At 72.3% G+C, this 20,125-nt stretch carries 16 protein-coding genes; 8 read left to right on the top strand and 8 right to left on the bottom strand.

Features of this window, described 5'->3' with window-relative positions:
• Positions 1-126 precede the first annotated feature (126 nt).
• The gene (gene dusB / locus ACZ4UV_RS04630) at positions 127-1,269 is read left to right on the top strand and encodes a tRNA dihydrouridine synthase DusB (RefSeq protein WP_451019598.1); all 1,143 of its coding nucleotides are present in this window, start codon (positions 127-129) and stop codon (positions 1,267-1,269) included.
• Positions 1,270-1,321: 52 nt separating this feature from the next.
• Here dusB and ACZ4UV_RS04625 read toward each other — a convergent pair whose 3' ends face one another.
• The 3 genes from ACZ4UV_RS04625 to ACZ4UV_RS04615 all read right to left on the bottom strand — a co-directional run bounded on the left by ACZ4UV_RS04625 (position 1,322) and on the right by ACZ4UV_RS04615 (position 7,211).
• Entirely contained in the window at positions 1,322-2,893 is a 1,572-nt protein-coding gene (locus ACZ4UV_RS04625; protein ID WP_451019603.1) for a sulfatase-like hydrolase/transferase, read from the bottom strand.
• Between the two features lie 873 nt (positions 2,894-3,766).
• On the bottom strand, positions 3,767-5,704 hold the full coding sequence (locus ACZ4UV_RS04620) for an amylo-alpha-1,6-glucosidase (protein ID WP_467835800.1): 1,938 nt from the start codon (positions 5,702-5,704) through the stop codon (positions 3,767-3,769).
• A 64-nt stretch (positions 5,705-5,768) separates the two neighbouring features.
• A complete protein-coding gene (locus tag ACZ4UV_RS04615) occupies positions 5,769-7,211 on the bottom strand; it encodes an MGH1-like glycoside hydrolase domain-containing protein (protein WP_467835798.1) in 1,443 nt (480 codons plus the stop codon).
• A gap of 120 nt (positions 7,212-7,331) precedes the next feature.
• Between ACZ4UV_RS04615 and ACZ4UV_RS04610 the strand changes: the two genes are divergently transcribed.
• From ACZ4UV_RS04610 to ACZ4UV_RS04600, 3 genes are all read left to right on the top strand, one after another.
• Positions 7,332-8,552 (top strand): ROK family transcriptional regulator, encoded by a 1,221-nt coding sequence (locus tag ACZ4UV_RS04610; protein WP_390040289.1) that lies wholly within the window; start codon positions 7,332-7,334, stop codon positions 8,550-8,552.
• A 420-nt stretch (positions 8,553-8,972) separates the two neighbouring features.
• Positions 8,973-11,693 (top strand): pyruvate, phosphate dikinase, encoded by a 2,721-nt coding sequence (ppdK, locus tag ACZ4UV_RS04605; protein WP_467835795.1) that lies wholly within the window; start codon positions 8,973-8,975, stop codon positions 11,691-11,693.
• 166 nt (positions 11,694-11,859) lie between these two features.
• Positions 11,860-12,411 (top strand): GNAT family N-acetyltransferase, encoded by a 552-nt coding sequence (locus tag ACZ4UV_RS04600; protein WP_467835794.1) that lies wholly within the window; start codon positions 11,860-11,862, stop codon positions 12,409-12,411.
• Here ACZ4UV_RS04600 and ACZ4UV_RS04595 read toward each other — a convergent pair.
• From ACZ4UV_RS04595 to ACZ4UV_RS04585, 3 genes are all read right to left on the bottom strand, one after another.
• Positions 12,388-12,831, bottom strand: a complete 444-nt coding sequence (locus ACZ4UV_RS04595; RefSeq protein WP_451016453.1) for a nuclear transport factor 2 family protein — start codon at positions 12,829-12,831, stop codon at positions 12,388-12,390. The genes ACZ4UV_RS04600 and ACZ4UV_RS04595 overlap by 24 nt on opposite strands.
• A 28-nt stretch (positions 12,832-12,859) precedes the next feature.
• The gene (locus ACZ4UV_RS04590; protein WP_467836551.1) at positions 12,860-13,609 is read right to left on the bottom strand and encodes a rhomboid family intramembrane serine protease; all 750 of its coding nucleotides are present in this window, start codon (positions 13,607-13,609) and stop codon (positions 12,860-12,862) included.
• Positions 13,610-13,696: 87 nt separating this feature from the next.
• Positions 13,697-14,803, bottom strand: coding sequence for an Lrp/AsnC family transcriptional regulator (locus tag ACZ4UV_RS04585; RefSeq protein WP_467835792.1), 1,107 nt, complete (start codon positions 14,801-14,803; stop codon positions 13,697-13,699).
• Positions 14,804-14,867: 64 nt separating this feature from the next.
• Here ACZ4UV_RS04585 and ACZ4UV_RS04580 point away from each other — a divergent pair, with 64 nt between their 5' ends.
• A complete protein-coding gene (locus ACZ4UV_RS04580) occupies positions 14,868-16,028 on the top strand; it encodes a lactate 2-monooxygenase (protein ID WP_467835789.1) in 1,161 nt (386 codons plus the stop codon).
• Positions 16,029-16,127: 99 nt separating this feature from the next.
• Positions 16,128-16,694: a TetR/AcrR family transcriptional regulator gene (locus ACZ4UV_RS04575; protein WP_451016449.1), complete on the top strand. Its 567-nt coding sequence runs from the start codon at positions 16,128-16,130 to the stop codon at positions 16,692-16,694.
• Positions 16,695-16,707: 13 nt separating this feature from the next.
• On the opposite strand, the gene ACZ4UV_RS04570 is transcribed toward ACZ4UV_RS04575, so the two are convergent.
• On the bottom strand, positions 16,708-17,664 hold the full coding sequence (locus ACZ4UV_RS04570) for an SDR family NAD(P)-dependent oxidoreductase (protein WP_467835787.1): 957 nt from the start codon (positions 17,662-17,664) through the stop codon (positions 16,708-16,710).
• Between the two features lie 165 nt (positions 17,665-17,829).
• Between ACZ4UV_RS04570 and ACZ4UV_RS04565 the strand changes: the two genes are divergently transcribed.
• A complete protein-coding gene (locus ACZ4UV_RS04565) occupies positions 17,830-18,414 on the top strand; it encodes a TetR/AcrR family transcriptional regulator (RefSeq protein WP_451016447.1) in 585 nt (194 codons plus the stop codon).
• 73 nt (positions 18,415-18,487) lie between these two features.
• Entirely contained in the window at positions 18,488-19,063 is a 576-nt protein-coding gene (locus ACZ4UV_RS04560; RefSeq protein WP_451016446.1) for a YciI family protein, read from the top strand.
• Positions 19,064-19,096: 33 nt separating this feature from the next.
• Here the strand turns inward: ACZ4UV_RS04560 and ACZ4UV_RS04555 are convergent, their stop codons facing one another.
• Positions 19,097-20,029, bottom strand: a complete 933-nt coding sequence (locus ACZ4UV_RS04555; RefSeq protein WP_451016445.1) for an aminoglycoside phosphotransferase family protein — start codon at positions 20,027-20,029, stop codon at positions 19,097-19,099.
• Between the last annotated feature and the right edge of the window lie 96 nt (positions 20,030-20,125).

Here is a 20,125-nt window from a genome sequence, read left to right as displayed (position 1 = left end):
CATCGTACGCCCATTTCGATAGTGCGTCTAACTAATGAGTCATACATGATCAGCGCGGAGGGTGACGGGAGCGGCCGTTGTCCACAGGCCGGACGAGCACCGCGCGGCGTACGGGACAATGGGGGAATGCCCGAGCCCACGTCCCCCCTCCAGGTCGGCCCGCACACCGTCCGGCCGCCGGTCGTCCTCGCCCCCATGGCGGGAATCACCAACGCGCCCTTCCGGACCCTGTGCAGGGAGTTCAGCGGGGGCAAGGGGCTGTTCGTCAGCGAGATGATCACGACCCGGGCGCTGGTCGAGCGCAACGAGAAGACCATGCAGCTGATCCGCTTCGACGAGAGCGAGAAGCCCCGGTCCATCCAGCTGTACGGCGTCGACCCGGCCACCGTGGGCAAGGCCGTCCGCATGATCGCGGAGGAGGGACTGGCCGACCACATCGACCTGAACTTCGGCTGCCCGGTCCCGAAGGTGACGAGGAAGGGCGGCGGATCGGCCCTCCCGTACAAGCGGAACCTGCTCCGCGCCATCCTCCGCGAGGCGGTCTCCGGCGCCGGCGACCTCCCCGTCACCATGAAGATGCGCAAGGGCATCGACGACGACCACATCACCTACCTCGACGCGGGCCGGATCGCCGTCGAGGAGGGCGTCACCTCCATCGCCCTGCACGGCCGCACCGCCGCCCAGCACTACGGCGGCACCGCCGACTGGGAGGCCATCGCCCGCCTCAAGGAGCACGTCCCGGAGATCCCCGTCCTCGGCAACGGCGACATCTGGTCGGCGCAGGACGCGCTCAGGATGGTCCGGGAGACGGGCTGCGACGGAGTGGTCGTCGGCCGCGGCTGCCTGGGCCGGCCGTGGCTCTTCGCGGACCTGGTCGCCGCCTTCGAGGGGCGCCCGGAGGACGTCCTGAAGCCGTCCCTCCGCGAGGTCGCCGACGTCATGGTCCGGCACGCGACCCTGCTCGGCGAGTGGCTCGGCGACGAGTCCAAGGGCGTGGTCGACTTCCGCAAGCACGTCGCCTGGTACCTCAAGGGCTTCGCGGTCGGAAGCGAGATGCGCAAGAAGCTCGCCATCACGTCCTCGCTGGCCGACCTCCGCGCCGGCCTGGACGAACTGGACCTCGACCAGCCCTGGCCCACCGGCGCCGACGGCCCCCGCGGCCGGACGTCCGGCAACAACCGGGTGGTGCTGCCGGACGGCTGGCTGAAGGACCCGTACGACTGCGCGGGCATCGGCGAGGACGCGGAACTGGACACGTCCGGGGGCTGAGCGCCGCGCCCCGCAAGAGGCGCGGCGCCGTGTCCGCGGGCGGCTCGGCCGCTCAGTTCGTCTTCGGGTGCGGGGTGGAGCCGTACGCCGTCAGGAACTTGTCGCGGAACGCGCTCATCTTCCACACCGGGGCGTTGTGCGCCGGACGCAGTCCGTCGGTCCAGTTCCAGGAGTCGATCGCGTCCAGCACCTTCGGGTCCTTGGCGACGATCGAGATCGGCACGTCACGGCTGGCGTGGTTGCCGCTGACCCGGGCGATCGGCTGGTGGTCGCCGAGGAAGACGAGCACCGTGTTGTCGTTGCCGTAGCGCTCCAGCCACTCGGTGAGCGCGGTCACCGAGTACTGGACCGACTTGCCGTACTCCTGGCGGGACTTGGTGGTGTCGGCGATGACGTCGGACGCCTTGTTGCCGGCCTTCTGGATGGCGTTGAAGATCGAGCCGTCGCCCAGCTGGTCCCACGGCACCATCTTCGGGATCGGCGCCCACGGCTGGTGGCTGGAGGTCAGGATCAGGAACGACATCCGGGACTTGCCGTCGGCCGGCTTCTTGCTGTGCACCCGGTCCTGGAACTGCTGCAGCGCGTACTGGTCGGGCATCGTCGACCAGCTGAACTTCGGTCCCTCGTAGCCGAGCTGGAAGGCGTTGTAGACCTTGTCGAGGCCGTAGTAGCTCTGCTCGGGCCAGCCCTTCTGGATACCGGGCATCACGCCGACGGTGTCGAAGTCGCCGGTCTTCTGGAACGCCTTGGTGATGCTGAGGTGGTTGCTCGCCATGACGGTGCGGTAGCGCTGCTGGTTGCTCACCCACAGCCCCGACATCGTCGTGGAGTGGCCGAGCCAGCTGCTGCCGCCGTAGGTCGCCGAGGTCAGCCAGCCGCTCTTCGCGTGGTAACCGGCCTTGGCGAGCGCCGCGGTCCGGACGGCGAGGGTGTTGTCGACGCCGGGTGCCTCGATCGGGTCCTCGATGGCGCTGCGGCCGTAGCTCTCGATGAACGTGAAGACGACGTCCTTGCCGCGCAGGCTGGTCAGCAGCTGGTCGGGCGGGGTGTTCCCGAAGGCGTCCACCTTGGCGACCTTCCGGAACTCCGCCTCGTCGTGCAGGGTGTCCTTCACCTGCCGGGCCTTGACCTCCAGCGTGGTCGCGGTGCTGTCGGCGGCGAGCGGCACACCGCCGGCGAGCTGGACGCCGAAGGAGGAGCAGGTGATCCAGACGACACCGGCTATCAGCGTGCCGCGGGTGGCCCGCCCGGGATGCCGGGCGAGCAGATTGCTCAGCCGGACCGTCGCCAGCGCGAGCAGCACGAAGACCAGCAGCACGAGGACGACGGCACCGATGCTGACGGCGAGGGTGGCCGTCCGGCCCATCGTGTCCTCCAGGTACGACTCCGCGTCGCCGAGCAGGCTCCAGTCCAGGATGGCGTTGAAGCTCCGGCCCAGGTACTGCTTGAACCCCATGTCGAGGGCGTTGACCAGGGTCAGCGCGCCGAGTACGACACCGAACACCGCGGCCAGCACGATCCGGGGCCGCCGGGGCAGCGCCAGCGCGACGGCGGCCGCGATGATTCCCTCGGAGGGCAGCCGCACGAACTTCGCAGGCCCGAGCTCGACGACGGTGTTCGGCATCACCAGCGCCCCGATCACGAGCGCCGCGCAGAGCACGGTGACACCGATCGACAGCACGGAGGCAGCGGTGGGATGCGCGTGGCGCCACACCTCCCGCCGCTCCCGAACCCGCCCACTCCAGGCGGCCCAGCCGCGCCGCCGGGGTCGGGGGGTGTCGTTGGCGGGAGTGGGTTCGGATCCGGATTCCTGCCCGACTCCGGCGACGGCCTCGGCTCCGGTCTCGCCGGCTGCTTCGGCCTCGGATCCGGCTTCGGTCTGGGGAGCGGCTTCGGCTTTGGAGGTGGCTTCGGCCTTGGGAGCCGCTTCGGGCTCGGTGCCGGCTTCGGCTGCGGCCTCGGGACCGGTTTCGACGGCGGCTTCGGACTCGGTGGTGGCGTCGGCTTCGGATCCGGAATCGGCCTCGGTGGTGGTGTCGGCCTTGGATCCGGAGCCGGTCTCGGAGACGGCTATGGACTCGGGTTCGGCCTCAGAGGTGGCTCCGGCCTCGGGCGCTGCCTCGGCATCGGGCTCGGGAGTCCCGGGCGCCGCTTCCCGCTCGGACTTCAGTACCTCGGACTCCTCCGGCGGGGCTTCGCGTTCGGACGGCCCGGACGGCGTGTCCGATGGCTGGCGAATGCTCGTGTGCTGAGACAACCCGGAGGTCCTTCCGTGCGCGACCCGTGAAACGGAAGCGGGCCCACGCTCGGAGGCCGAACCCGCCACATTTCCGTACGGCCCTCTTTAGGTCCGTGTTCAGGCCATTCGGCAAACACCGGGCAAACACAGCATCCGGCTGCGGCAGCGCCCCGTGAGGGGCGCTGGGGGTATCCCCAGCCTTCGGCTGGGGGAGGAACTGCGCGACAAGCCCCCACCGACCCGCAGCCGAACGCGATGCTAGGCGCCCCCCACCGCAGTGAGCAGCGCCAGCGGAGCCGCCGCCGACCGGGACTCCCGCACGCACGCATGCGGATACGGCACCGGCTCCGGATGCGAATCCCTCCCGTACCCGGCCAGCACCTCCGGCAACCGGTGCCCGCCCGCCGTCGCCGCGTCCACCAGCCCGTGCGCCACCGCCCGCGCCTCGTCGTGCAGCCCGTACCGGGCCAGCCCCAGCGCGATCAGCGCGTTGTCGTGCGGCCACACCGACCCGCGGTGGTACGACAGCGGGTGGTACGCCGCCTGCCCCGCGGCCAGCGTCCGCACCCCCCACCCGGAGAAGAAGTCCGGCTCCAGCAACCGCCGCCCGACCACCTCCCCGTACTCCTTGTCCAGCAGCCCGGACCACAGCAGATGCCCGGCGTCCGAGGCGAGCGCATCGACCTGCCGGCCCTCCCCGTCAAGGGCCAGCGCGGGGAAGGACGCCTCCCGCATCCAGAAGTCCTGCTGGAACCGGTCCCGCAGATCGGCGGCGGCCTGCTCCAGGAGCGCCGCGTACGTCTCGTCGGCCCACGCGGTCCGCGCCAGCCACGCCGTCCGGCGCAGCGCGTCGTACGCGTACCCCTGGGCGCCCGCCGCCATCACGGTCCCCATCGGCCGGGTGCCGTCGGCGGAGCAGATCGCGCCGGGGGAGTCCTTCCAGTTCTGGTTGGCGAGGCCGCCCTTGTCCGCGCGGTAGACCAGGTAGCCGCGCGAGGTCAGCCCGCCGTGGTCGAGCATCCAGCCGACGGCCGCGCGGGCGTTGCGTTCGAGCCGCCGGGCCGTCTCCGCGTCCCCGGTCTGCTCCACGTACGCGCCGAGCAGGATCAGGAACAGCGGTGTCGCGTCCACCGATCCGTAGTAACGCCCGTACGGCACCTGCCCGAAGTGGGCGAGTTCGCCGTGGCGCACCTCGTGGACGATCTTCCCGGGCTGGGCCACGGAGTGCGCGCCGGTCTCGGTGGCCTGGGTGGCGGCGAGGGCCGGCAGGGTGGCGGCGGCCAGGCGCGGGCGGTAGGGGAGGGCGAAGAGAGAGGTGAGGAGGGCGTCGCGGCCGAGCAGGGTGAGGAACCAGGGGGCCCCGGCCGCCGGGACCCTGAGCTCCTCGCCGTCCGGTCCGGTGGCCGGCACCTGGAGCGCGGCGAGGTCGGAGAGGCCGCGGGCGCACGCCGCCGCCAGCTCCGGCCAGCCTGTCGGGAAGGCCACGCCCTCCACGAACTCGCCCTCCAGAGCGAGAAGCTGTTCGTTCAGTGCGGCCGGGTCGCGGGGCACCCGCAGCGCCCGCCGGTCGCCGTGCGGGCGCGCCATCACCCGGACCAGCAGCTCGGTGGTGCCGTGCGGTTCCAGCTCCAGCGTCCACACCATCCGCCGGGCGCCGGTCCCGGTCTCCTCCACGCTGTCCGGGGCCGGCTCGGCGGTGATCGTCGTACAGGACCGCCACTCGCCCCGGCGGTAGCCGAACTCCAGCCCGTCGTCGAGGACCTGGCGGGAGCGGACGGCGCCGGACTTGGTGTAGGTGCGGTGGTCGGCGCGGAGCTCGAACTGGTCGGTGAAGTCGGCGTCGGCGGTGATCGCGAGCCGGATCGTGGTCGGCACCGGGCGGTTGCTGGTGACCCGCAGGGACTCGGCGAACGAGCCGTCGCCGACGGCCTGTTCCCGGAAGAGCGTGTGCGCGGGCGGTTCCTGGCGGCCGCCGCGCGGGACCAGCACACAGCGCGTGCCGTCCCCGTCGGCGACCGGCGTGAGCACCTCCGGCAGCGCCCCGTCGACCGTCAGCTGCCAGCGGCTGAGGTGCCGGGCGTCCCGTACGAATAACCCGTCCGGGGAGCCGCCGCCCCGCACGCCGCTGATGTCGCCGCGGTCGTCCACTGCCGCGAACGTCGTGCCGTGCACGAGCAGATGATGCCGGTCCGTCATCCCCGGTCCCCTCCTTCGTCCCTCTGGTCGAACGTGCGGTGTCCGCCGAAGACACCCCGTTTTGTCAGCTCTTGTGCAGGTTTTGACGTTCGTCATGCGGCTCTTCGCGCGGTGCGGCGTGCCGCCGGTGGTGCAGGTCCAGCGCGAGCGCCGCGGTCCAGCCGAACCCGGTCGCGCCGCACGCCTCGCCGGTGTACGGGTCGACGTACTCGGCGAACCCGCTCGCGTCGGCCGTCCGTACGACCGCCCCGGCGAGCGCGTCCGCCCGCTCCCGCTCGCCCTGCTCGCGCAGCCCCCGCTCCAGCAGCCAGCCGGTGTTGAACCAGGCGGGGCCGCGCCAGTAGCGGTGCGGGTCGAAGGCCTCGCCGAGCAGGTCGTAGCTGGGGACCAGGCCGGAGCCGGTGCCGAAGTGCGGGCCGTCCAGCGTGCGGACGAGCGCGGCGGCGATCTCCGGGGGCAGGCCGGGCAGGAGCAGCGGGACCAGCCCGGAGACCCCGCGTTCGGGGATGAGCGAGCCGCCCGTGCCGTCCCGCAGGTCCCGGCAGAGGAAGATCTCCTTCTCCGGGTCCCACAGCCGGTCCACCAGCGCCTCCGTCAGCCGTTCCGCCCGCGCGTGCCGGGCCGTGCCGGGCGCGCCCAGTTCCCGCGCGATGCGGGCGAGGGCGTGCTCGGAGGCGATGAGCAGCGCGTTGAAGGCGGGGTCCTCGACGGCGAAGTCCCTGGTCCGGTCGGCGTATCCGGCGTCCCGGTAGTCGGCCGCCAGCCGCACGTACCGCCCGTAGTCCAGGTCCGTCGGCCGGTCCTCGGCGGCGCCGTGGTCCAGGTCGGCGCGCCGGAAGGAGCGGGCCGGGGCGGGCGCGACCCGGGCGAGCGGGGCGTCCCAGCAGGGGCTGTTGTCCATACCCTGTTCCCAGGGGTGCACGACGGACGCCAGCCCGCCTCCGCCCAGGTCGCGCCGGTGCAGCAGGTAGCGGTGCCAGGCGGCGAGCCGCGGGTAGACGCCGGCCAGGAAGCCCCGTGCACGCGACAGGCCCGGGTCGGCGAGGTGCACCAGCCAGGCCGCCAGCGCGTGCACCGGCGGCTGCACGATCCCGGAGGTCTGTACGGTGCGCGGGGCGCCCGCAGCGCGCCCCGCGGTCGAGGAGCGCCAGAAGTCGGGGCTCGGGAAGTACGCGTCGAGGGGCACGGAGGGGTTGAACACAATGTGCGGGATCCGCCCGTCGCCCCACTGGGCGGCCAGCAGCGTCTCCAGCTCCGTCTGCGCGCGCAGCGGCGAGAGGTGCCTGAGACCGATCGCGATGAACGCCGAGTCCCACGACCACTGGTGCGGATACAGGCTCCGGGAGGGCACGGTCGAACTGCCGGTCCAGTTGTCGTCGAGCACCTGTGCGGCTCTGACGTGCAGCGACCGTCGTGCGCCGGCGCTGGGTACGGCGCGGGTGGACGGCGGATCGTATGCAATACCGCGATCGAGCGCATGGGTGGTGAGCTGGGCAGTGCGATCCACTCGGGACTCCCCGAAGACGTCCGGCCGGCCGGGTTTGGCAGTGGCTACCGTAGGGTTACGTCTATTTAACACGCAAAACTCAATATGTAATGCAAGCTTGAGAAACACAAGGGGGTGCGCATGACCGGACGTCCCGGCAGGACCGGCAAGGGCGGCGGACAGGCGAGCGCCGGAGATCTGCTCGAACTGGTGCGCAACGGGCGGGCCGTGACGCGCGGAGCGCTCCAGCAGGCCACCGGGCTCTCCCGCGCGACCGTCGGTCACCGCCTGGACCGGCTGTTCCGCGCCGGCTGGCTGCGCGAGGGCGCCGGCGGCCCGGTCGACTCCCCGCTGGGCGGACGCCCTTCCATCACCCTCGAGTTCGACGACTCCCACGCGGTCGTCCTCGCCGCCGACCTGGAGACCCGGCACGCCCGCGCCGCCGTGCTCACGCTCACCGGCGAGATCCTCGCCGAGCACTCCGGCACGCTGGTCATCCAGGACGGTCCGGACGCCGTGCTCGGCGAACTCGGGCGCTGGTTCGCCGAGTTGCTGGAGAAGGCCGGCCACCGTGCGACGGAGGTGTGCGGGATCGGCCTCGCGGTGCCGGGGCCGGTCGACATGGACACCGGCCGGGTGGTCCAGCCGCCGATCATGCCGGGCTGGGACGGCTACGACATAAGGGGCCGGCTGGCCAGGGCGTTCACGGAGCACACGGGCGGGCCGGCCGTCCCGGTCCTGGTGGACAACGACGCGAACCTGATGGCGTACGGGGAGCAGTGCACGGCATACCCGGACTGCTCCGCGTTCGTCCTGGTCAAGGTCTCGACGGGTATCGGCGCCGGGGTCGTGGTGGACGGCGCGATCTACCGGGGCGTCGACGGCGGCGCCGGGGACATCGGCCACATCCGGGTGGGCGCGGAGGCGCAGTGCCGGTGCGGTTCGTACGGCTGCCTCGCTGCGGTCGCCAGCGGCGGTGCCGTGGCCCGGCGGCTGACGGAGGCGGGGATTCCGGCCTCCTCCGGCTCGGACGTGCGCGACCTGCTCGCCTCGGGCCACCCGGAGGCGGCCGCGCTGGCGCGGGAGGCCGGCCGCATGGTCGGAGACGTGCTGGCGACGGTCGTGACCCTCCTCAACCCGGGCGTCCTGATGATCGCGGGCGATCTCGCGGGCACCCCGTTCCTCACCGGCGTGCGCGAACTGCTCTACCAGCGGGCGCTGCCGCGCTCCACCGCTCATCTGGACGTCGTGACGTCGCGGCTGGGGGAGCGGGCCGGGCTGGTCGGGGCCGGGGCAATGGTCGTGGAGTACCTGTACGCGCCGGAGCGGGTCGAGGAGCGGTTGCTCGCGCTGGGCGTGTGACCGGCGCGTTTCCGGCGCGTTCTGGTGTCCGCCCCCGCGTCCGCATGGTGAACTCCGGCGGTCTGTGGCAGCGTGATTCTCGCCACCCTTGATAAGGGTCACGCTCAGATGAGCGGATCATGGGCGACTGCACTTCTCCAAGGGGTGGCACTGGGTGCCACCCCTTGATCGTTCATCGATCGAAATCAGGTGTGCGGTATGGCTGCTCAAGTGAGCGGAAAGGTGCGGTGCTGAGCGGTCATGTGTTCAAGAAGTGAAAACACGAGCCGGTCTCCGCTTGCCAAGCTTTGACTTTCGATCCGGTGGCGGACGACTGGTTACGGGCGCATGACACACAAGTAGACGTACCCAGGCGCCTTCGATCTGGGTATGTTCCTGGCCGTCAGGGCAGCCACCGAGTCTTCCAGGGAGTCGAGACCCGTGTCGGAAAACAAAGAACCCCACGCGGCGAAGTTCGTTTACGACTTCACCGAGGGAAACAAGGACCTCAAGGACCTCCTGGGCGGCAAGGGCGCGAACCTCGCCGAGATGACCAACCTGGGGCTCCCCGTTCCCCCGGGCTTCACCATCACGACGGAAGCCTGCAAGGTCTACCTCGACAGCGGCGAGGAGCCGACGGCACTGCGTGACGAGGTGAGTGCGCACCTCGACGCCCTCGAAGAGCGGATGGGCAAGAAGCTCGGCCAGGCCGACGACCCGCTCCTGGTCTCGGTCCGCTCCGGCGCCAAGTTCTCCATGCCCGGCATGATGGACACGGTCCTGAACATCGGCCTCTCCGACAAGTCCGTGCAGGGCCTGGCCAAGCAGGCCGGCGACGACCGCTTCGCGTGGGACTCCTACCGCCGCCTCATCCAGATGTTCGGCAAGACGGTCCTCGGCGTCGACGGTGAGCTCTTCGAGGAGGCGCTGGACGCGGCGAAGGAGGCCAAGCAGGTCACCGTCGACACGGAGCTGGAGGCGGCCGACCTCAAGAAGCTCGTCACCAGGTTCAAGAAGATCGTCAAGGCGGAGGCCGGGCGGGAGTTCCCGCAGGACCCGCGCGAGCAGATGGACCTCGCCATCCGCGCGGTCTTCGACTCCTGGAACACCGACCGCGCCAAGCTCTACCGCCGCCAGGAGCGCATCCCCGGCGACCTCGGCACGGCCGTCAACGTCTGCTCCATGGTCTTCGGCAACCTCGGCCCGGATTCGGGTACCGGCGTGGCGTTCACGAGGGACCCCGCCTCCGGCCACCAGGGCGTCTACGGCGACTACCTCCAGAACGCCCAGGGCGAGGACGTGGTCGCGGGCATCCGCAACACGGTCCCGCTGGCCGAGCTGGAGAACATCGACAAGAAGTCGTACGACCAGCTGATGCAGATCATGGAGACGCTGGAGAACCACTACAAGGACCTCTGCGACATCGAGTTCACGATCGAGCGCGGTCAGCTGTGGATGCTCCAGACCCGGGTCGGCAAGCGCACGGCGGGCGCGGCCTTCCGGATCGCGACCCAGCTGGTCGACCAGGGCCTGATCGACGAGACCGAGGCCCTCCAGCGCGTCACGGGCGCCCAGCTCGCCCAGCTGATGTTCCCCCGCTTCGACGAGCAGGCCAAGGCCCAGCAGGTCGGCCGCGGCATCGCCGCCTCGCCGGGCGCGGCGGTCGGCAAGGCCGTCTTCGACTCGTACACCGCGGTGAAGTGGTCCCGCTCGGGCGAGAAGGTCATCCTGGTCCGCCGCGAGACCAACCCCGACGACCTCGACGGCATGATCGCGGCGGAGGGCATCCTCACCTCCCGCGGCGGCAAGACCTCCCACGCGGCCGTGGTCGCCCGCGGCATGGGCAAGACGTGTGTGTGCGGCGCCGAGGAGCTCGAGGTCGACACCAAGCGCCGCCGCATGACCGTCCCCGGCGGCCACGTGGTCGAGGAGGGCGACGTCATCTCCATCGACGGCTCCTCCGGCAAGGTCTACCTGGGCGAGGTACCCGTCGTACCCTCCCCGGTCGTCGAGTACTTCGAGGGCCGGATGCACGCGGGCGCCCAGGACGCCGACGAGCTGGTCGAGGCGGTCCACCGCATCATGGCCTTCGCGGACCGCAAGCGCCGGCTGCGGGTGCGCGCCAACGCCGACAACGCCGAGGACGCCCTGCGCGCCCGCCGCTTCGGCGCCCAGGGCATCGGCCTGTGCCGCACCGAGCACATGTTCCTCGGCGACCGCCGCGAACTGGTGGAACGCCTGATCCTGGCGGACACCCAGGAGGACCGCGAGGAGGCCCTGAACGCCCTTCTCCCGCTCCAGAAGAAGGACTTCGTCGAGCTCTTCTCGGCGATGGACGGCCTTCCGGTCACGGTCCGCCTCCTCGACCCGCCGCTGCACGAGTTCCTCCCGGACATCACGGAGCTCTCGGTCCGCGTGGCCCTCGCGGAGTCCCGCCAGGAACCCCACGAGAACGAGCTCCGCCTCCTCCAGGCGGTCCACCGCCTGCACGAGCAGAACCCGATGCTGGGCCTGCGCGGCGTACGCCTCGGCCTGGTCATCCCCGGCCTGTTCACGATGCAGGTCCGTGCCATCGCCGAGGCCGCCGCGGAACGCAAGAACGCCAAGGGCGACCCGCGGGCCGAGATCATGATCCCGCTGGTCGGCACGGTCCAGGAGCTGGAGATCGTCCGCGAGGAGGCCGACCAGGTCATCGCGGAGGTCGAGGCGGCGACGGGCACCAGCCTGAAGCTGTCGATCGGCACGATGATCGAACTCCCGCGGGCCGCCCTGACGGCGGCCCAGATCGCGGAGGCGGCGGAGTTCTTCTCCTTCGGCACGAACGACCTGACCCAGACCGTCTGGGGCTTCAGCCGCGACGACGTCGAGGCCTCCTTCTTCACGGCCTACCTGGAGAAGGGCATCTTCGGCGTCTCCCCCTTCGAGACGATCGACCGGGACGGCGTCGGCTCCCTGGTGGCAGCCGCGGCGAAGGCCGGCCGCGCCACCCGCCCCGACCTGAAACTCGGCGTCTGCGGCGAGCACGGCGGCGACCCGGAGTCCGTCCACTTCTTCCACGAGGTGGGCCTGGACTACGTCTCCTGCAGCCCCTTCCGCATCCCGGTGGCCCGCCTGGAGGCGGGCCGCGCGGCGACCGAGTCGGCGGGCAGCGACCACCGCTGAGGCCCTCGCAGGCCTCCCGCGAACCCCGGGTCCGCCGTCCGTCCCCGACCCTCAAGACCGATGGACGGCGGCCCCGGCACGCAAGAAGAGGGGCGGCACCCTGTGCGGGGGTGCCGCCCCTTCGGGCGTGTGAAAAGGGGGTTTGACGACCTGTTAGCGTGCGCGGATGGAAGATCTGAACCCCGTGGCGTGGCCGCCCGAGCCGATCCGGACCGAGCGGCTGGTGCTTCGTGAGTCCGAGGCCCGGGACCGTGCGGCGTTCGTCGAGCTGTTCGCCTCGCCCGAGGTGCACACCTACCTCGGCGGGCCGCGGCCGCGGGACGAGGTCGAGCGCGAGATGTCCGGGGTGCCCGAGCGGCGGCCCGGGAGCTTCGTCGTCGAGCTCGACGGGGCGATGATCGGCCAGATCCTGCTCAGGAGGGTGCCGGGACACGGCCGCCCGGCTGCCGCGGGCAAGGCCGATCTCGGCTACCTGTTCCTGCCGCGGGCGTGGGGACGCGGGTACGCCGCGGAGGCGTGCGCGGCGGCCCTCGGCTGGCTCGCCGGCGCGCTTCCCGGAGAGCCGGTGGTGCTCCACACCCAGACCGCCAACGTCGCCTCGATGCGTCTCGCGGCGAGGCTCGGATTCACCGAAGTGGAGCGGTTCGAGGCCTGGGGCGCCGAGCAGTGGCTCGGCATGCGGTCCCCGGTCGCGTCAGGAGGCGTCCTTTCGCAGTGACGTGATGAGGAGGTCGAGGTCCCCGCGTGCCGTGTACGTACGGATCGGGTCGATGTAGTCGCGTGACTCGACGATCCGGCCGTCCCGGACCCGCATGACGAAGACGCAGGGCACCTTGCTCGTGGCGCCGTCCGGCCCAGTGAACTCGTAGGCGAACTCCGCCACGATCACCTCGGGATCGGCGGTCTCGTGGACGACGACGTCGACGACCCGTCGCCTCGGCAGCGACTCCCGGCCCCCCGGCGGCAGCGTGAAGTGCTCCTGGAGCGCACGCCGGCTCGACAACGGCTCGGACTCCGGCGTCGCCATCGGATGCCGGACGTCGGTGGCCTCGGCGTACAGGCCGGGCAGCTCTTCGACGTTCCCGTCGGCGACGCCGTGGACAAGCCGGAGGAAGACGTCGCGCGGACTCGGTGTCACAGGACCTCCGTGAGGAATGCGCGGGCGGTCAGAGCAGCCCGAGGTCGTCGAGTTCCTTGTACAGGTCGGAGCGCGGGGAACCGGGGCCGGGCTGTGGGGCGTCGCCGCCGGCCGGCGTCCGGGGCGTGATGCCGCCGGTGGCCGCCCGTGGTGCGCGGCGGTCGCGGAAGAGCCAGGCTCCCAGCAGGCCCCCGAGCAGCCCGCCGAGGTGGCCGAGCCAGCTCACGCCGGGGGTGCCGGGTACGGCCACGGTGAGGAGGTAGGCGAAGGACGCGCCCATGACGATCCCGACCAGCGTGTCGATCAGGTGCCGGTCGAAGAGTCCCCGTACGACGACGTAGCCGAAGTACCCGAAGATCAGGCCGCTGGCGCCGACCGTCGCCACGTCCCCGTGCTCGAAGAACCAGACCACCAGGCCGCTGCTCAGCGCGATCAGCAGGGTGAGGCCGAGGAACCGCGCCACTCCCCGGTAGGCGGCGAGGAAGCCGAAGACGAACAGGGGGCCGGAGTTGCTCTCGATGTGCGCCCAGCTCCAGTGCAGCAGCGGCGCGACCAGGATGTCGGGCAGGGTGCCGACGTCGCCGGAGACCACCGCGTAGTCCCGGGAGAGGGCGTAGTGGTCGGAGAAGTTGGCCAGTTGCACCAGCCAGACGACCGCGAGCAGGCCGAACATCACGAAGAACGCCTTCCGCGCCTCCGCGATCATCTGCTCGGGGCTCATCGGTACCGGTACCGGCCGGTCCCTCTTCGGATCCTTCTTCGGGTCCTTCTTCGGCATGCCCACGGCAGGCTCCCCCCTCGAACGCCGTCGCGTCCCCACCACGGCGAACTCTACGACAGCCCGCCGACGGGCGCCGAGGCCCGGCTACACGGGCGGTTCCGCCCACAGGTCCGCCGGTACCACGCCCACGGAGCGGCCGTGCGCGTCCAGGAGGCGGCCGAGGAGCTTGTCCTGGCGCAGGGTGACGACCCGGTCCGCGATGTCGAGGGTCGGGTGGGCCGTCGCCAGCTGGGTCTCCAGGCGGAGGATGTCGCTGACCGAGTGCAGGCTGGCCTGGAGGACGAGGTTCTGCGGGCCGCTGACGGCGGCGCAGTTGCGGGTCTCGGGGAGGCGGATGAGGGACTGGCCGACCCCGGGGAGGTCGGCGGGCGGCACCCTGGCCCAGAAGGTGACGGCGACCGGCCAGCCGCCGAGGGGGCGGGCGAAGTCGCAGCGGAAGCGGAGCAGGCCGCGGCGGATGAGGGCCTCGACGCGGCGTTTGGCGGTGGAGAGACTGACGCCGAGGTCCCGTGCCAGGGACTGGTAGGGCGCGCGGCCGTCGTGGGCGAGGCGGAGGGAGAGGGCGCGGTCGAAGGAGGTGAGCTGCCGGTGGGCTGTCTGCCGCGCGACGGGAGCGGGTGTCCGCGCCGTCAGCCGGGCGCGCTGGGCCGGGGCCAGGGCGGCGATGCGCCAGTGGCCGCCCTCGGTGAACATGTGGGTGACGATCCGGGACCGTACGGCGGTGATGCCCGGCAGCCGGGGCAGCAGGTCGAGGGTGTAGCGGGACAGGGCCGGCAGGTCGCGGGTGGCGACCGTGGCGAGGATGTCGTGGCCCGAAGCCGTCCGCTCGATCGTCACCATGTGCGGGTGGGCGCCCAGGGCCCCGGCGACCCGGGCCGTGGTTCCCGGAGCGCAGTCGATCACGACGTACGCCACACAGATCTGCTCCAGCAGGCGCGGGCCGGGCGAGAACCCGACCCAGGCCGTGCCCTGCGCGGAGAGGCGGTGGAAGCGGCGGGCCACCGTGACCGGGTCGACGCCCAGGGCGTGTCCCAGTTCGGTCCAGGAGGCGCGCGGGCTCAGCTGCAGCGCGTTGATCAGCGCCAGCTCGTCCTCGCTCAGCAGGGCCGGTACGCCCGCGCTGGTGGCAGCATCCTGCGCTCTCTCGCCATCCGGGCCGGAATCCTGCGTTTCGAAGCCGTTGTGCGCCACTCTCCCATTGTGGACCTCCAGGGACCCGCACCCCGCGGGCGCAGTCGTGAAGAAGGGCGGGAACATGGCGTTCGCCGACTACCAGAACGAGATCTACCTCGACGGGCTGCGCGGAGTGGTGCCGCGGTTCCCGATGTCGTACGACGATCTGGAGCCGCTGGCCCTGGCCGCGATGCCCCCTGCGGTGCGGTCGTACGTCGCGGGCGGCGCCGGTGACGAGCGGACGCAGCGGGCCAACGTCGGCGCGTTCGACCGCTGGGGGCTGGTGCCGCGCATGCTGGTGGGGGCCACGGAGCGGGACCTGTCCGTCGAGCTGTTCGGGATGCGGCTGCCCTCGCCGCTGTTCATGGCCCCGGTCGGGGTGATCGGGCTGTGCGCGCAGGACGGTCACGGTGACCTCGCCGTCGCCCGCGCCGCGGCCCGTACCGGCGTACCGATGGTCGCCTCCACGCTGACCGTCGACCCGATGGAGCAGGTGGCCGCCGAGTTCGGGGACACCCCGGGGTTCTTCCAGCTCTACACCCCCACCGACCGCGAACTGGCCGAGAGTCTGGTGCACCGGGCCGAGAAGGCCGGCTTCAAGGGGATCGTGGTCACCCTCGACACCTGGATCACGGGCTGGCGGCCCCGCGACCTGAGCACCAGCAACTTCCCGCAGCTGCGCGGGAACTGCCTGGCCAACTACACCGGCGACCCCGTCTTCCGCGCCCACCTCGGCAAGAACCCCGAGGACGACCCGCAGGCCGCCGTCGCGCTCTGGGCGGGGATCTTCGGCAACCCGCTCACCTGGGACGACCTGCCCTGGCTGCGGTCGATCACCGATCTGCCGCTGATCCTCAAGGGCCTCTGCCATCCCGAGGACGTCCGCCGGGCCAAGGACGCCGGCGTGGACGGCGTCTACTGCTCCAACCACGGCGGCCGCCAGGCCAACGGCGGCCTGCCCGCCCTCGACGTGCTGCCGGAGGTGGTCGAGGCCGCCGACGGCCTGCCCGTCCTGTTCGACTCCGGTGTCCGCACGGGTGCCGACATCGTCAAGGCGGTCGCGCTGGGCGCCACCGCCGTGGGCGTCGGCCGTCCCTACGCGTACGGCCTCGCAGGCGGCGGTGAGCCCGGCCTCGTCCACGTCCTGCGGGCGCTGCTCGCCGAGGCCGACCTGATCATGGCCGTCGACGGCTACCCGACCCTCGCCGACCTCACCCCCAAGGCGCTGCGGCGCGTCGTCTGACCGGCACCGCGGCCGCTGCGACAGGCCGTCGGCAGCCGGCCCTGCGATGAACAGAATCAACGAAACGTGTACACCATGCCCCTTGGGTATGGTGCGCAGATGACCGCGCCCCGAGGGGACACCCGCCGCCGCGAGCAGGTGCTCGCGGCGGCGCTGACCGTTTTCGCCACGTTCGGCTATCGCAGGACGTCGATGGACGCGGTGGCCCGGGCCGCCGACATCTCCCGCCCCGGCCTGTACTTCCTCTTCTCCGGCAAGGAGGAGCTGTTCCGCGAGACCGTGCGGCAGGAGCTGGACCGGGCGCTGGCGGACGTCCGCACGGCACTGGACGCACCCGGCGCCGACCTCGGCACCCGTCTGGTGGCCGCGCTCGACGCGAGCCTCGGCCGGTACGTCGGCACGCACCTCGACGAGGGCGTCGACGACCTGCTGGAGCACGGGACCGCGCAGCTCCACGACCTCTACGACGACTACCGGGACGCCGTCCTCGACACGCTCGCGAAGGCGATCGCCGACTCCGGCCGGCCCGTCCCCGGCACCGTCACACCGCGGCAGATCGCCGAGGTCCTGCAGGCGGCCGGAGAGGGCTGGAAACACCGGGTCGCCGACCGCACGGAGTTCGTGCGCAGGCTGGGCGTGGCGGTGGGGGTGGCGTTGCGGCCGTAGGGCCGCCTGGGCCTCAGGCGGCGGCCGGAGCGGTGAGCAGGTCGGCGGAGAGCCGCCACAGGAGGGCCGCGTGGTCGGGATCCAGGGCGTGGGCGGCGACCCCCCGGCGGACGCCGGGCCGGTGGGGGCCGGCCTCGTCGCAGTCCTCGAAGTACCGGCCGGTCACGCCCTCGACCAGGGGGGAGGCGGCGAGCAGCACCGACGTGGCGGCGCCCTGCTCGATGTTCTTCCACGACACGTCGGTGCTGGTGGCGCCGAACGAGGCCGGGCTGTTGGAGATGTCCCCGACGTGGCGGCCGAGCCGGGTGCTGGTGATACGGCCGGGGTTGAGTGCGTTGACGGTGATCAGGTCCGGGGCCCAGCGGCGGGCCGCCTCGACGGTGAACAGGACGTTCGCCGTCTTGGACTGGCTGTAGGCCGCCCACGGGTCGTAGGGGCGCCGCTCGAAGCCGATGTCGTCGAAGTCGATGTCGCCGTTGACGTGGCCGACCGAGCTGACCGCGACGACGCGCGCGCCGTGGGCCGAGGCGAGGGCCCCGTGCAGGCCGGTGGCGAGGGCGAAGTGGCCGAGGTGGTTGGTGGCGAACTGCATCTCCCAGCCCTCCCGCGTCCGCTGCAGCGGCGTGGCCATGACCCCGGCGTTGAGCACGAGGATGTGCAGCGGGCCCTGCCAGGCGTCGGTGAAGGCGCGCACGGAGCGCTGGTCGGCGAGGTCGAGGAGGGCGGCGCGTACGCTGCCCGGTCCGCTCGCAGGGGCGATCTCCTCGGCGGCCCGGATGCCTGCCGCCAGGTCGCGGACGCCGATGGTGACCTCGGCGCCGGCGGCACCGAGCACGCGGGCGGTCTCGCGTCCGATGCCGGAGGCGCCGCCGGTGACGACGGCACGCCTGCCGCTGAGGTCGACGCCCGAGAGCACCTCGGCGGCGGTGCTCAGGGCTCCGAAGGGGGTGGTGAAGAGGGGGCGGGACATGAGGTTCTCCAGGCGGGTGGTGGGAGGGGACTCGTGCGGGCGCGGCCGGTGGCGGGTGGGCAGGGGCCGTCGTACCCTCGTATCCGGAACTGGTTCCGGTTCGCGCTTCGACGGTAAGCGGAACTGGTTCCGGTTGCAAGCGGCGGTGACGGGGAGGGGTCTGGGTTGAGCGGCACCGACGGGGGCGCGGCGGCGTCCCGCAGGCCGTTGCGCGCGGACGCGCAGCGCAACGAGGACCGGCTGCTGGAGGCGGCGGCAGCGGCGTTCGCCCGGGAGGGGGCGGGCGCCTCGGTCAAGGACATCGCCGGCCGGGCGGGCGTCGGCGTCGGCACGCTCTATCGCCGGTTCCCGTCGAAGGAGCTGCTCATCGAGGCGGTCTACCGGCACGAGGTGCAGCGCCTGTGCGAGGCGGCGGACGAACTGGCGGCCGCGCTGCCGGCGGTGGAGGCGCTGCGGACGTGGATGGAGCGCTTCATCGACTTCATGGCGGCGAAGCAGGGGATGGCCGACGCGTTGCGGGTGATCCTGACCGACGAGAGCGAGAAGCTGCACACCCGGACGCTCCTGGTCGATGCGATCGCCCGCCTGCTGGGCGCGGCGGAGGGGACGCCGGTGGCGCGGCCGGGGGTGGACGCGCGTGATGTGCTGATGGCGCTCGGGGGGATCAGCCTGATGGCGGCGCACGAGGGACAGCGCGAACTGGCCCTCCGGCTCGTCGACCTGCTGTTGCGCGGGGTCGTGAGGGGTTGACGGCGCCCGCCTCGGGCAAGGCCGGGGAAACCGTGTTGAGGGGCTGGGCCGTCCTGCGGAAGGCTCCGCGGTCATGGAGTTCTTCTGTTACCACCGTGACCGTGCCGGCTCTGTCGCGTTGCGTACGGAGCTGGTGGAGGACCACTGGGCCTACATGGACGGCTACGCGGCCGAGCTGATCGCCCGGGGGCCGACGTTCGCGGCCGACGCCGAGGTGCCGAGCGGGAGTGTGCACGTCGTCGACCTGCCCGGACCCGCCGCCGCCCGCGCGTTCGCCTTCGACGAGCCCAACTACCAGGCCGGCGTGTACCGGGACGTGCTGCTGCGGCGGTGGCGCAACCTGCTGGGGCGCACCATGTGGGAGTTCCCCGGCGGCCGGAGCGACGGCAACCGGTACCTGGTGCTCGGCCTGGGCCCGGCGCACGACGGCACTGACGGCACCCTCCCCGGCCCCGGTGGCCTGCCGGCCTGCACCGGCCACGACGACCTGATCGCCTTCGGCCCGCTGCTGTCCGACGACGGCACCACCTGGATCGGCACGGCGGCGCTGGTCCGGGCCACGGACCGGGACGAGGCGCTGGGGGTGCTGGCGCCGGTGCGGTACGCGGACGTCGAGGTGCACGACTGGGAGTTCGGCGGGCGGCGGTGACGGGAGAGCGAGCCGAGGGGCGACCGCCTCCGGCTAGACGGCCAGTGCCTCCGCCAGTCTGTCGGCGCACTGGGTGATGCGGTCGAGCCGGGGGCCCGACCGTGCGATGCGGAAGCCGTGCCGGCGGCCCCAGAACGCCGCCTGGACGGCGTGCAACTGGGCCCAGCGGCGCACGCGTTCGCGGTCGAGCTCCGCGGCCTCGGCGAACACGTCCAGGAGGCGGCGCGCGGTCTTCGGGAGGTCGTCGGACCGCATGAGGTTCAGCGCGCGGGACTTGAGGAGGGTGCCGCCGTCGTACGCCGGGTCCCCCGCACAGCCCTTCGGGTCGACCGCCAGCCACGGTTCCCGGTCCGCCCGCAGGATGTTGCGTGCGTGCAGGTCGCCGTGGACGAGGGTGTCCGGCTGGGCCCGGCCCAGTTCGCGGGTGGTGGCGACGGCCGCCTCCAGCGCGCGGGGCGGCAGTGCGTGGGGCAGTTCGGCGGCGTTCTCGCGCAGCTCCGCCGCCCATCCGTCGGCGCGGTCCCGCAGCCGGGGCAGGCCCGGTGGTGCCGGGACGGCGAGGCGGTGGTTCAGGCGGCCCGCGATCGTCATCACCGTCTCGTCGTCGGGCTCCAGCGCCGCCAGCGTCGACACGTGGGCCCGCTCCAGGAGGAGGGCGAAGCGGGCGTCGTCGCGCCGGTGGAGGAGGACCGCGCCACGGCCCGCCCACGCCTCGAACGCGTCCGGCTCGTGGACGTTGCCGGGGTGGGGGAAGGACACCTTGACGACGCAGGGGCGGCCCGAGGACCGCAGGCGGACCGGGACGATCACGCCCACACCGCCGTGCGTCACTTCGCCGTCGGGCACGCAGTCCCAGCGCCGCAGCAGGTCCTCGACCGTCGCCGGGAGTCCGGCGATCCAGGCCGCTCCGCGGTCACCCTCGCGGTCGATCGTGCCCCGTACCAGTGCCTCCGGAATGCCGATCATCCTGGCACCCTACGCGGCCCAGGGGTACGGCGTGCGGCGTACGGCCGCGTCCGGTGCCGTCCCGCGCCCCGCGCTCGTAGGCTGGCCGCACCACGG

Source organism: Streptomyces sp. NPDC028289, assembly GCF_055565975.1.
Note: the sequence above shows the minus strand (reverse complement) of the source record. Positions and strands in the feature narration are given on the sequence as shown.

What these genes read in the sequence shown, in the direction of transcription:
- ACZ4UV_RS04560 (WP_451016446.1), top strand. Translation starts at nt 18,488, where the DNA reads ATGGAGTTCTTCTGTTACCACCGTGACCGTGCCGGCTCTGTCGCGTTG.
- ACZ4UV_RS04625 (WP_451019603.1), bottom strand. Translation starts at nt 2,893, where the DNA reads ATGCCGAACACCGTCGTCGAGCTCGGGCCTGCGAAGTTCGTGCGGCTG.
- dusB (WP_451019598.1), top strand. Translation starts at nt 127, where the DNA reads ATGCCCGAGCCCACGTCCCCCCTCCAGGTCGGCCCGCACACCGTCCGG.
- ACZ4UV_RS04620 (WP_467835800.1), bottom strand. Translation starts at nt 5,704, where the DNA reads ATGACGGACCGGCATCATCTGCTCGTGCACGGCACGACGTTCGCGGCA.
- ACZ4UV_RS04580 (WP_467835789.1), top strand. Translation starts at nt 14,868, where the DNA reads ATGGCGTTCGCCGACTACCAGAACGAGATCTACCTCGACGGGCTGCGC.
- ACZ4UV_RS04575 (WP_451016449.1), top strand. Translation starts at nt 16,128, where the DNA reads ATGACCGCGCCCCGAGGGGACACCCGCCGCCGCGAGCAGGTGCTCGCG.
- ACZ4UV_RS04555 (WP_451016445.1), bottom strand. Translation starts at nt 20,029, where the DNA reads ATGATCGGCATTCCGGAGGCACTGGTACGGGGCACGATCGACCGCGAG.
- ACZ4UV_RS04610 (WP_390040289.1), top strand. Translation starts at nt 7,332, where the DNA reads ATGACCGGACGTCCCGGCAGGACCGGCAAGGGCGGCGGACAGGCGAGC.
- ACZ4UV_RS04570 (WP_467835787.1), bottom strand. Translation starts at nt 17,664, where the DNA reads ATGTCCCGCCCCCTCTTCACCACCCCCTTCGGAGCCCTGAGCACCGCC.
- ACZ4UV_RS04590 (WP_467836551.1), bottom strand. Translation starts at nt 13,609, where the DNA reads ATGCCGAAGAAGGACCCGAAGAAGGATCCGAAGAGGGACCGGCCGGTA.
- ACZ4UV_RS04600 (WP_467835794.1), top strand. Translation starts at nt 11,860, where the DNA reads ATGGAAGATCTGAACCCCGTGGCGTGGCCGCCCGAGCCGATCCGGACC.